The organism is Streptomyces sp. NPDC102406 (genome assembly GCF_044765725.1).
GTDB lineage: Bacteria > Actinomycetota > Actinomycetes > Streptomycetales > Streptomycetaceae > Streptomyces.
On record NZ_JBIWKP010000004.1, the window covers coordinates 558,318 to 570,366 of the forward strand.

A 12,049-nucleotide genomic window follows, 5' to 3' on the forward strand; every position below is an offset into this window, starting at 1 on the left:
GGGGCCAGCGGTTAATTAGCACTGCTAGTTTTTGACTATAGACCCGGCCCGCGGCGACTGTGAAGGGGCACCGGCGACAGACGTCCGGCGAACAGCGAGAGACATGCCGTGATCATTCAGGGACATGTCGTGATCAAAAAGGTGGGCGCGGTTCCACATCTCAGGGCTGACCCTGATGTCCCGCCCCACCGGCCCCCCTACATTGGAGGTCCGGCACCGCTCCGCGGACGACGTACGGGGGACCACGGGGGAAAACGGGGGACGACGTCGTCTCCGGAGCGGAAAGCCGGACCCTCTTGAGCGTGCCGCGCGTGCCTCAGCCGCGCAGATACGTGAGAACGGCCATGACCCGCCGGTGCTCCAGCAGGTCGGGTTCCAGGCGCAGCTTGCCGAAGATGTTGCGCACATGCGTCTCGACGGTCTTGCCGCCGATGACCAGCTTCTGGGCGATGGCCTCGTTGGAGCGGCCCTCGGCCATCAGCGCCAGCACGTCGCGCTCGCGCCCGGTCAGCTCGTCGAGGGGGCCCGCCGCGCGCGGCGCGTCCAGCAGCCGCGCCACCACCAGCGGATCCAGCACGGTCTCGCCCGCCGCCACCCGCTTCAGCGCGCTGTGCAACTCCTCGATGTCCGCGACGCGCTCCTTGAGGAGATAGCCGAACCCCTCGGGCCGCTCGGCCAGCGCCCGCACCGTCGACGTCGTCTCCACGTACTGGGACAGCAGCAGGACCCCGGTGCCCGGGTGGGCGCCGCGGATCGCCTCCGCCGCGACCAGACCCTCGTCGGTGTGGGTGGGCGGCATCCGGATGTCCAGCAGCACCGCGTCCGGCGCGTGCTCCGCGACGAGCGCGAGCAGCGGCCCGGTGTCCACGCACTCGGCGACGACCTCGATGCCCTCGTCGGTGAGGAGCCGCACGATCCCCTGCCGAAGGAGTGCCGAGTCCTCGGCCACGATCACCCGCACGGAAGCTCCGCTCTGATCCTGGTCCCGCCGCCGGCGGGACTGTGTATGTGCAGTACGCCGTCGACGGCGGCGAGCCGGTCGGCGAGGCCGCGCAGCCCGGTGCCGCGCGCCGTGTCGGCGCCGCCGACACCGTCGTCGACGGTCTCGACGACGAGCCGGCCGTCCTGGTGGCGGGCCGAGACGCTGACGGCGCGGGCCCGCGCGTGCTTGGCCGCGTTGGAGAGGGCCTCGCAGACGGTGAAGTAGGCGGTGGTCTCGACGAGGGCGTCGTACCTGCGGGGCTCCGCCGCGACGACGACCGGCAGGGCCGCCTCCCTCGCGAGCGCGGTGAGCGCGGGCCCCAGCCCCTCGCGGGTGAGGACGGCCGGGTGGATGCCCTGGGCGAGGCCGCGCAGCTCCTCGATGGCCAGGCGCAGGCTCGACTCGGCCTCGTCGGCGGCCGAGCGCAACGCGGCGTCGGTGTGGTCGGCGAGGCCGCGCTGCACGCGCCGTACCGCCATGAGCGCGAAGACGAGACGGGCCTGCGCCCCGTCGTGCAGGTCCCGTTCGAGGCGCCCGCGCTCGGCGTCGGCGGCCTGCACGATCCGGGTGGCGACGTCCTTCGCGCGGGTGCGCAGCCACACGTTCTCCAATGCGAGACGGAGCGCGGCGGCGACCGACTCAAGGAGCTCGGGGTCCTCGTGCAGTGCCGGGTCGTGGTGCAGCAGGGCCAGCGGGCGGCCGTCGGCGGCGCCGACCCGGGTGCGCCCCGACCCCTCGGGGCTGACCTCCCGGCCCGCGCCGTCGACGTACGCGCCGCGCTCCTCGCGCCACAGACCGAGCCGCAGGGTCGGGTCGCCGAGGACCCGCACCAGGGCCTCGCGCACCCGGGAGGGATCGGGGTCCGTGCCGATGTCGATGACGAGCCCGCTGACCTCGGCCCGCTGGAGACGCATGCGCAGCAGGCCGCCGAGGAAGGCGAACGGGACGACGACCTGCGCGAGGTCGGAGAGCAGGTACACGGCCTGCTCGGCGACGGAGCCGACCTCGCCGAACCAGGTGACGACGTAGAACAGCATGTCCCACATCAGGAACGCGACGGCGACGGCAATCCCGATCCAGGCCGGCAGCAGCGCGCGCCTGCGCGCGGCGGACGCGTGCCGCCACCGCAGCACGACCGCGACGACGGCGACCGCCGAGATCACCCAGCCCACCGCGTGGTACACGGCGTCGAAGGTGGCGAACGCGCCGTTCCAGGACGGTACGAGGAAGAGGTTCGGGCCGCAGTCCCGGCAGTCCAGGTAGGTCGCCCCGGTGTCCGCCGTCGGATCGAACATCAGCGTGCGCAGCAGACCGCCGACGGCGACGAGCGCGTACGCGAACTGGACCAGGCGCCGGGTGAGGACCGTGGTGAGGCGTCCCTCGGGGAAGGAGAGGACCAGGTGCAGGAGCACGGCCATGTTCAGCGCCTCCCACCAGGCGCCGAACGTGAACAGGGCCGGGACGGCGGTCCCTTGCAGGTTGCCGAGGAACCAGGTGATGCCCTCGGCGACCATGAGGCGGCCGGTGTGGTTGGCGGGCCTGCGCCGCCAGGCCATCATCCCGGCGACCACGTACGCCCAGCCGACCGCGAGATCACGCACGAGGTCGGACGCGGACGCACCGGCGCGCGCGTACGCCCATGAGCCCGCCGCACCCGAGATCCCGGCGACGACGGCGGCCCCGGTCAGGCGCAGCCGAACCGCTCGCTTCCCCTGACTGTCCACGTGCCACACCGTAGGCCATTCGGGGGATCCCGGAGTACGCCGGTCCGTGGCACGCCCGGTTCTGTACTGTCGGTCCGCGTATCGGCCGACCGGCGTTCAGGGGGGCGGGATGGGGTCGCGGAGGTTGTCGTTCGCGGACGCGCTGGAGCTGCTCGGGGTCGATCCGCCGCGGATCGCCGCGCTGGACCGGGCGCTCGGCGGAGCACTGAACCTGGCGACCGGCGGCGCGAGCGGCACGGTCCTCGGCATGGTCTCGGGGCGCGGCCGGATCGTGGGGGCGGGCCGGGACGCGGTGCGCGGACTCGGGGGACGTCTCGGGCGCGCGGCGGCGCGGGACGAGCGCACGGACGTACTGCGGGCGGCGCACACGGTGATCGTGGTGGTGGCGTGGTTCGAAGCGCTGGAGGAAGCGGCGCTGCCGTTCTCCGTCGACGAGCTGGAGCTGACGCGGGACGAGCAGACGCTGATCGCGACATCGGTGTCGGGGGGCGCGTCCCACCCCAACGGCCACTGGCAGTCGCTGCTCACCGTCGAGGCCCCGCTGCCCACCCCGGACATCCCGCCCGAGGACGTCCCGAGCCTGCTGTTCCCCTACTACCTCGTCATGGCGGAGACCTTCGATCACTTCCTGGACGGACTCGCCCTCACCGAGAGGATTCCGGCGGGGCAGCGCGCCGGCATCCGGGCGTCGCTGATCGACATGGCCCAGGCCGCGATCGCCCGCTACGAGCGGCTGTACGCGCAACTCGCCGAGCAGGCACCGGAGTTCCGGTTGTGGACGACCGGGATCGAGCACCGGGCCACCCGCGCCCAGGTGCGTCTGGCCCTGTCCGGCATCGACACCCTGCTCGCGCGGACCGCGCGGACGCTCGCCCCGCCCGTCGACGTGGCCGCCGCCCTCGCCCGGGCCCACCTCGCCGACCTCGGCCATCCCGTCCTCGACGCCACGAGCGCGCCGGAGGGATTCGAGGTCCCCGCGCTGGAGGACATGTACCTGGACCCGGACTTCCGGGTCGCGGCACCCGGCCGCCAGGGCAGCCCGGCGGACGAACAGTGGTGGGAGCAGGTCGACGTCCGCCAGGATCTGACGCACTACCTCGCCGGGGCGCTGACCGGCCCGGCGCTCACCCGCGCCCCGCTCCTCGTCCTCGGCCACCCGGGCGCCGGCAAGTCCGTGCTCACCCGGGTGCTCGCCGCGCGGCTGCCCGCCGCCGGGTTCCTGCCCGTGCGGGTCCCGCTGCGTGACGTACGCGCCGAGGACGAGTTGCAGGACCAGATCGAGCAGGCGATCCGCGCGGTCACCGGCGAGAGCACGACGTGGCCCGAACTGGTCCGCGCGGCGGGCGGCGCCACGCCCGTCCTGCTCCTGGACGGCTTCGACGAACTGCTCCAGACGACCGGCGTCCACCACACCGACTTCCTGGTCCGCGTCGCCCGTTTCCAGCGGCGCGAGTCCGCACAGGGCCGCAGCGTCCTCGCGCTGGTCACCAGCCGCACCGCGGTGGCCGACCGCGCCCGCCACCCCGAGGGCATGACGGCCCTGCGCCTCGAACCGTTCCGGCCGGAGCAGATCCAGCGGTGGCTGGCCATCTGGAACGAGGCCAACGCGGCCAGCGCACACCCGCTCACCTGGGAAGCGGTCGACCGCCACCGCGAACTCGCCGAACAACCCCTGCTGTTGACGATGCTCGCCCTGCACGGCGCGACCGACACAGGGCTGCGCGGCGAGACGGGCGAGCCCCTCGCCGTCACCGAACTGTACGAGGAACTCCTGTCGACGTTCGCGCGGCGCGAGGTGACCAAGACGAGCCCGGGCACGGTCCCCGAGCACGTACTGGAGGAGCGGGTGGAACAGGAGTTGCAGCGCCTGTCCCTCGTCGCCTTCGCCCTGCTCAACCGCAGCCGCCAGTGGGTGTCCGCGGACGAGCTCGACGGGGACCTCGTGGCGCTGCTGGGCAAGCGGGTCTCCCAGGACACCGGGTTCCGCACCCCGCTCGACGCGGCGGAGGTCGCCCTCGGCCGGTTCTTCTTCGTGCAGCGGGCGCAGTCGCTGCGGGACGGGCGCGTCCTTGCGACGTACGAGTTCCTGCACGCGACGTTCGGCGAGTACCTGACCGTCCGGCTGACGCTGCGCCTGCTGAGCGATCTGCTGCCGGCCCGGCCGTCGGCGTTCTCGCTCGCCGAGAGCCGGATCGACGACGATCTGGCGTACGCGCTGCTGTCGTACGCTCCCCTGTCGTCCCGTCAGATGATGCGCTTCGCCGCCGAGTCGGTGCGCCGGATGCCGTCCGCCGAGCGGGACCGGCTCGCCTCGCGCCTCGTCGAGGTGCTACGGGTCCACGGGGCCCGCACCGCCGACCCGTACCCGGCCTACGCTCCCGCCGCGGTGCGCACCGCGGCGCGGCACGGCCTCTACGGCGCGAATCTGGCGCTGATGATCGTGGTCCTGCGCGGGCGGACGACCGCGGCCGGACTCTTCCCCGAGGCCCCCGACCCGGTCGCCGCCTGGCACCGGCACTGCATGCTGTGGCGGTCCTCGATGGACGAGGAGCAGTGGACGGACTTCGCCCTCACCTTCACCCCTCGGCGCGACTGGGGCGAGGACGGCGGGCGGGCGCTGACGATCGCCCTGCGCGAGGGGGCGTTGCGCGCACCCCAGCCGGTCGACGCGAACTGGCTGTTCGGTTATCCGCGGGGCCATGGGGGCGAGGTGTGGCAGCGGTCGTACTGGGACGAGCTGTGGCACAAGGCCGCGGTGGCGGGGGCGACGCCCGACGCGATCCTGCGGCTCGCGCTGGAGCCGGTGCTCGGCACTCTGGGCCCTGCCCTGACGACGTTCGTCCCCGTCGACGGCGAGCGCGCCACCTCCCTGGCGCACGACCTGCTGGAGCTCCTGCTGCGCGACACGACGGAGCTGACGGACGACGAACTGGTCGCGCTCTACGAGCGGGCCGTGCGCGGCCTCGGCCGGCTGTACCACGGGTCGCACAACTTCGACGGTGTGGTGCAGGCGCTGCTCACCGCCCATGAGCGGGACAAGGACCGGCTGGGCGGCCGGGTGCGGGCCATGCTCAGGAACCAGCTCCTGGGGTCCGTGGACCGTCTTTCCTGAGCCGGTCCCGCGCCGCCGCGCTCCGGATCAGTTCCAGCACGCGGCTTCGCAGGTGCGTGAACCGCGGGTCCGCGCGCGTCGTCAACTGGTCGCGTTCCAAGGGCAGTTCGACTGCCAGGTCAGCCCGCACCACCGTCGGTGAGGCGCTGAGCACCAGCACCCGCTCCCCCAGATACACGGCCTCGTCGATGTCGTGCGTGATGAACAGCACCGTCATGCCGCGCTGCCGCCACAGCCCGCGGGCCAGGTCCTCCAGCTCCGCGCGTGTCTGCGCGTCCACCGCCGCGAACGGCTCGTCCATCAGCAGCACCTCGGGTTCGTACGCCAACGCCCGCGCGATCGCCACACGTTGCTGCATGCCGCCGGACAGCTCCCAGGGGTAGGCGCGGCCCACGTCGCCGAGAGCGACCGCGTCCAGGGCGTCGGCCACCCGTTCCCGGCGTGTCCCGCGCGACATGGACGACCGCCGGCGCAGCGGGAGTTCGACGTTCTGCGCGACCCGCATCCACGGGAACAGGCTCCTGCCGTACTCCTGGAAGACGACGGCGAGGCCGGGGCGCGGCCCGGTCACGGGCGTGCCGCCCAGCGTCACCGTGCCGTCCGTGGGTCGCAGCAGTCCGGCCACGCACTTCAGGAGCGTCGTCTTGCCGCACCCGGAGGGTCCCACGACGCAGACCAGCTCGCCCTTCCCCACCTGGAAGGTCAGGTCCCGCAGCGCCTCCACCCGCCGGTCGGAACCCTCGTAGACCTTGCGCAGTCCCTTGACCTCAAGCACCGTCGTCCCCCGTTCCCCGTCGTGCGCCCCGCGCGCCGTGGTACCAGGCGAGCGCCCGCCGCTCGACGAGGCCGAAGAGCAGCGCGAGGGCCACGCCGAGCAGGCCGAGGACGAGGATGCCGGTCCACATCTCCGGGACGGCGAAGCCGCGTTGGAACTGGACGACGGCGTATCCGATGCCGTTGCTCGCGGCGAACATCTCGCTGATCACCATGAGGATGACGCCGATGGACAGGGCCTGGCGCAGCCCGGTGAAGATCTGCGGGCTCGCCGACGGCAGGACGAGGGAGCGGAGGCGGGCGGCGCCCGTGATGCCGTAGGCGCGGGCCGTCTCGGCGGCGATCGCGTCGACCGCCCGCACCCCGGCCACCGTGTTGAGCAGGACGGGCCAGACGCAGCCGGAGGCGATCACGGCGATCTTCATCGTGTCGCCGATGCCCGCGAAGAGCATGATGACCGGGACGAGGACCGGCGGGGGGACGGCGCGCAGGAACTCCAGGGCCGGTTCGCACAGGGCGCGGGCCGTGCGGGAGGTGCCGATGCCGACGCCGAGGGCGACACCTGTGACGGCCGCGGCGCCGTATCCGGCGGCGAGCCGCAGCACGCTGGGCACGACGTCGGCCCGCAGCCGCTCCACCGTCCACACGTCGTCGAAGCGGGCCAGGATCGTGCGCAGGGGCGGTGCGTAGACGCTGGTACTGGCGTCGGAGGCCAGCCACCAGACGCCCACGAGGAGGCACGGCAGCGCGAGTGCGAACAGGGCGGCGCGCAGGACGCGGCTCACGCGGGCGCCTCCCCGCGCACCGACGGGTGCCAGGCGAGGGCGCGGCGTTCCACGAGGCGGGCGCCGGTGTTGACTAGGACGCCGAGGCAACCGGTGACGACGATCAGCGCGTACATCGCGGGGACCGCCTGCGACGCCTGCGCGACGGCGATGCGGGCACCCAACCCCGGTGCGCCGATGACCAGTTCGGCCGTGACGGCGAGGATGAGGGCGACGGCGGCGGCGAGCCGGACACCGGTCATCACGTACGGCAGGGCGGTGGGCCACACGACGTGCCGCACGCGCGCCCAGGGGCCGAGGCCGAAGGCGCGGGCCGTGTCGTCGGCGACCGGGTCGACGTCCCGTACGCCGTGCAGGACCTGCACGAGGACCTGCCAGAACGAGGCGTAGACGACGAGGAGCAGCACCGAACGCAACTCCGTGCCGAACATCAGGACCGCCAGCGGGACGAGTGCCACCGACGGGATGGGGCGCAGGAACTCGACGGTGGAGGCCGTGAGCGCGCGCAGGTACGGGACCGTGGCGAGGAGGACGCCGGTGAGGATCCCGGCGAGCGTCGCGACGGCGAGGCCGACGGCCCAGCCGGTGAGGGTGTCGCCGAGCGCCGTCCAGAAGGCGGTGTCGGAGAGTTCGTCACCGAGGGCGCGCATCGTGGTGGTGAACGGCGGGAGATAGGCGGGGTCGACGACGCCGGTGCGCGCCGCCGCCTCCCACAGCGCCGCGCACGCGAGCAGCCCCAGGGCGCCGAGGATCACGGAAGGAGCGCGTCGAGGTCGGGCGCCTGCCTGAACTGCCCGTCGCTCTGCCCCAGTTGGGCGAGCTTCTCGATGGAGGACCGGTCGGCCGTGACGGGCCAGCGCGGCAGGATCAGCTCGTCGAGGGTCGCGGTGGAGATCTTGGTGTACGTGGTGAGGATCTGCCGGACCTCGTCGGGGTGTCGGTCGGCGTAGGCGAGGGACTCCTTCGTCGCCGCCGTGAACTTCTCCACGATGTCCGGGTGGTTCTTGGCGTAGGTGGTCGAGGTGAAGTACATCGCGACGGTCAGATCCGGTGCCGTGTCCGTGAAGTTGGAGGCGATGACGCGCCCGCCCGCCTCCTTGACGGTGGCGAGCACCGGCTCGACGACCTGGGCGGCGTCGATCTGCCCGCCGGCGAGCGCCGCGGCCATCTGGTCGAAGGCCAGCTCGACGAAGTGCACCTCGGAGGGGTCGCCTCCGGCTTTGCGGACCGATTCGCGGACCGTGGTGTCGTTGATGTTCTTGAGCGTGTTGACCGCGACCTTCTTGCCCTCCAGGTCCTTGGCGGTCTTGAGAGGGCTGCCCTTCTTGACGACGACGGCGCCGAAGTCGGCGCCCGGCTTGCCCGTCGAGTTGACGCCGTTGACGACGGCCTGGACGGGGACGCCGTTGGACTGGGCGATCATCAGCGACATGACGTTGGAGAAGCCGAACTGGGACTGCCCGCTGACGACGGCGGGCACGATCGCCGCACCGCCCTGGGCCGTGCTCATCGCCAGCCGGAGCCCGTGTTTCTCGTAGAAGCCCTTCTTCTGGCCGAGGTAGACCGGAGCGACGTCGAGGATGGGGACGACGCCGAGCTTGACGGTGGTGGTCCCCGCGCTGTTCGTGGGGGACCTCGAACCGTCGGAGCCGGAGTCGGAGTCGGAACCGCAGGCCGCCGTGGCGGCGAGCAGGGCCATGGCGGCGAGCGCGGTGAAGGTGCGACGGGTGCAGGACATGGATCCCCCCTGAGGCTCAGCGGGAACATAGAGCCCGCACCTCAAGGGGTCAATGCCGCCGCCGGGCCAGTTGCCGGGAGGGCCGAAGGCCGCGCGCGTCGCGTATCGGGCTCACGCGCACGTCAGGCCCGCCCCGCGGGGTGCGGGGCGCGTTCGCAGGCGGTGGTGGCCTCAGTAGGGCCGGTCTCCCGCGATGGCGACGCGCTCGGCGACCCGCCGGGCGTCCCCGTAGTCGGCGACGGCGTAGTGCTGGGTGGCGCGGTTGTCCCAGAACGCGATGTCACCGGCCTGCCACCTGAATCGCACCTGGAACTCCGGCACATGGGCCTGTTGGAACAGCAGGCGCAGCAGGCGGTCGCTCTCGGCCCGCTCCAGTCCGACGATCCGGGTGGTGAACGAGGTGTTGACGAACAGCATGCGCCGTCCGGTCTCGGGGTGGCGGCGGACGACCGGGTGGGTCACGGGCGGGAACGTGTCCTGCCAGCGGGCGAGCCGCTCGGGTCCGTAGAAGCGTCGGAAGCCGGGCAGGAAGTCGTGCTCGGCGACGGCGCCGTCGATGCGGGCCCGTACGTCGTCGGGCAGGTTGTCGTACGCGGCCGCCATGTCGGCCCACATGGTGTCGCCGCCGAACGGCGGGACCTCGCGCAGGTGCAGCACGGCGCCCATGGCGGGCCGCTCGCGGAAGGTGACGTCGGTGTGCCACACGTTCTCGAAGGTCGGGGTGGACGAGGCGCTCTTGTCGAACCGCACGACCTCGTCGCTGTCGCCGCGCTCCAGCAGCGGGTTGGTCTCCAACTCCCCCCAGTTCCGGGCGAACGCACGCTGATGCTCACTGCTCAGGTGCTGCCCGCGGAAGAACAGCACCTTCCATTCCAGCAGGGCGCGGTGCAGCTCTTCGCGGAGCGCGTCGGAGAGCGGGCGGGCGAGGTCGAGGCCGCGGATCTCGGCGCCGATGGTGGCCGCCTGGGGCACGACCTCGAACAGCTCGTACGGGCGCTCCCGCCATCCGTCGGGGGTGCGGCGCAGCAGTCGCCGCCCCTCGTAGAGGCCGTCGGCGGGGATGCGGGCGGGGCGCAGCGGGGCGAGGGCGGTCGGGGCGGTCGAGGGCGAGAATTCCGTCACGGACATGGGCACTCTCCGAGAGGCGCGCGGTGATCGCGGTGGTGGGGAACGCGAGGGTGAGCCGTACGGGCGCGGCCCACGGACACGGCGGGGCCTACGGGACGTACGGAGAGAAGCGACGAGGGACCGGGGGTCCGCTACAAGCCGCTGCGCGCGCAACCACATCGGTCCGGCGCGGTGGCCGATCCGAAAGCGTGGACGCGATGCGTGAACATGCCCTCATCCTGCGCCGTGGGAGATCACCTGGTCAAGGTGGTGCTCGTCCCCGCCGTGCGCGAGAACGGCCGAGGCCGCCCCCGCACACGGCGGGGGCGGCCTCGGGCCGGACCGGTTCGCGCGGCTCAGGCCACCGGGACCGGGACCGGGAAGGTCGGGTACTCCACGCCGGAGACGTGCTGGACGACCCGGATCACCTGGCACGAGTAGCCGAACTCGTTGTCGTACCAGAGGTAGAGGATCGCGTTGTCGCCGTCGACCTTGGTGGCGCCGGCGTCGACGATCGAGGCGTGGCGCGAGCCGATGAAGTCGCTGGAGACCGCGTCGGGCGCGCTGATGAAGTCGATCTGTCGCTTCAGCGGCGAGGTCAGCGACACCTGGCGGAGGTAGTCCAGGACCTCCTCACGGGTGGTCTCGCGGCCCAGGCGCAGGCTGAGGATCGCGATGGAGACGTCCGGGACCGGTACGCGGATCGAGGAGCCGGTGATGGGCGCCTTCAGGTCGGGCAGCGCCTTGGCGACGGCCGAGGCGGCGCCGGTCTCGGTGATGACCATGTTGAGCGGCGCGGAGCGGCCACGGCGGTCGGCCTTGTGGTAATTGTCCAACAGGTTCTGGTCGTTGGTGAACGAGTGGACCGTCTCGACGTGGCCGCGCAGCACCCCGTACTCGTCGGCCATCGCCTTCAGGGGCGGCACGATCGCGTTCGTCGTGCAGGAGGCGCAGGACAGGATCTGCTCGTCCGGCTTGATCGTGTCGTGGTTGACGCCGTGCACGATGTTCGGCACGTCGCCCTTGCCGGGGGCGGTCAGGACGACCTTGTCGATGCCGGGGCGCAGGTGCTGCGACAGCCCCTCGCGGTCGCGCCACTTGCCGGTGTTGTCGATCAGGATGGCGTCGTCGATGCCGTACGCGGTGTAGTCGATCTCGGAGGGGTCGTTCGCGTAGATCACCTTGATGGCGTTGCCGTTGGCGACGATGGTGCTGTTCGCCTCGTCGACGGTGATGGTGCCCTGGAACTGCCCGTGGATGGAGTCGCGCCGCAGCAGCGAGGCGCGCTTGACCAGGTCCGCCTCGCCGCCGCCGCGGACGACGACGGCGCGCAGCCGCAGGCCGTTGCCGGAACCTGCCTTCTCGATGAGCAGGCGGGCGACGAGGCGGCCGATGCGGCCGAAGCCGTAGAGCACGACATCGCGCCCGGCACCGCGCTCGACCTTGCCGTCGCCCATGGCGCCCGCGACGGCCTCGGCGGTGAACTCCTCGACGCCGAGGCCGCGTTCGTCGCTCCGGTACGTCGTGGCGAGCATGCCGATGTCGATCTGCGAGGGGCCCAGGTCGAGCGCGCTGAGGGCGCGCAGGAAGGGCATGGTCTCGGTGACCGAGAGCTCGGCGCCGGCTATCTGCCGGGCGAATCGGTGGGTCTTGAGAATGCTGACCACCGACTTGTTCACCAAGGAGCGGCTGTGCAGCAGGACAGTGACGTCCCGCTCCCGGTGCAGCTTCCCGATAATCGGGATCATCGACTCCGCGGTCTCCTCGCGGTGCTTCCAATTGGTGAACGAGTCGTCATTGACAGTCACGTGCGTCTCTTTCGAGCTA

9 protein-coding genes are annotated in these 12,049 nt (G+C 72.2%); 1 reads left to right on the plus strand and 8 read right to left on the minus strand.

Annotated elements, in window-relative coordinates; translation table 11 throughout:
- Window positions 1-316 precede the first annotated feature (316 nt).
- Window positions 317-955, minus strand: a complete 639-nt coding sequence (locus ACIRF8_RS20695) for a response regulator (protein ID WP_404216961.1) — start codon at window positions 953-955, stop codon at window positions 317-319.
- Window positions 952-2,706 (minus strand): sensor histidine kinase, encoded by a 1,755-nt coding sequence (locus tag ACIRF8_RS20700; protein WP_404216832.1) that lies wholly within the window; start codon window positions 2,704-2,706, stop codon window positions 952-954. Before ACIRF8_RS20700 ends, ACIRF8_RS20695 begins: the two co-directional genes overlap by 4 nt.
- Before the next feature lie 109 nt (window positions 2,707-2,815).
- On the opposite strand from ACIRF8_RS20700, the gene ACIRF8_RS20705 reads away from it, so the two are divergent.
- Window positions 2,816-5,818, plus strand: coding sequence for an NACHT domain-containing protein (locus tag ACIRF8_RS20705; RefSeq protein ID WP_404216833.1), 3,003 nt, complete (start codon window positions 2,816-2,818; stop codon window positions 5,816-5,818).
- On the opposite strand, the gene ACIRF8_RS20710 is transcribed toward ACIRF8_RS20705, so the two are convergent.
- From ACIRF8_RS20710 to ACIRF8_RS20735, 6 genes are all read right to left on the minus strand, one after another.
- A complete protein-coding gene (locus tag ACIRF8_RS20710) occupies window positions 5,778-6,593 on the minus strand; it encodes an ABC transporter ATP-binding protein (RefSeq protein ID WP_404216834.1) in 816 nt (271 codons plus the stop codon). The two genes, ACIRF8_RS20705 and ACIRF8_RS20710, sit on opposite strands and share 41 nt — an antisense overlap.
- Window positions 6,586-7,377: an ABC transporter permease gene (locus ACIRF8_RS20715; protein WP_404216835.1), complete on the minus strand. Its 792-nt coding sequence runs from the start codon at window positions 7,375-7,377 to the stop codon at window positions 6,586-6,588. The genes ACIRF8_RS20710 and ACIRF8_RS20715 overlap by 8 nt, the downstream gene beginning before the upstream one ends.
- Window positions 7,374-8,129 (minus strand): ABC transporter permease, encoded by a 756-nt coding sequence (locus ACIRF8_RS20720; RefSeq protein ID WP_404216962.1) that lies wholly within the window; start codon window positions 8,127-8,129, stop codon window positions 7,374-7,376. Before ACIRF8_RS20720 ends, ACIRF8_RS20715 begins: the two co-directional genes overlap by 4 nt.
- Window positions 8,129-9,115, minus strand: a complete 987-nt coding sequence (locus ACIRF8_RS20725; protein WP_404216836.1) for an ABC transporter substrate-binding protein — start codon at window positions 9,113-9,115, stop codon at window positions 8,129-8,131. Before ACIRF8_RS20725 ends, ACIRF8_RS20720 begins: the two co-directional genes overlap by 1 nt.
- A gap of 171 nt (window positions 9,116-9,286) precedes the next feature.
- On the minus strand, window positions 9,287-10,243 hold the full coding sequence (locus ACIRF8_RS20730) for a TauD/TfdA dioxygenase family protein (protein WP_404216837.1): 957 nt from the start codon (window positions 10,241-10,243) through the stop codon (window positions 9,287-9,289).
- 335 nt (window positions 10,244-10,578) lie between these two features.
- Window positions 10,579-12,030, minus strand: a complete 1,452-nt coding sequence (locus ACIRF8_RS20735; protein ID WP_404216838.1) for a glyceraldehyde-3-phosphate dehydrogenase — start codon at window positions 12,028-12,030, stop codon at window positions 10,579-10,581.
- Window positions 12,031-12,049 lie beyond the last annotated feature (19 nt).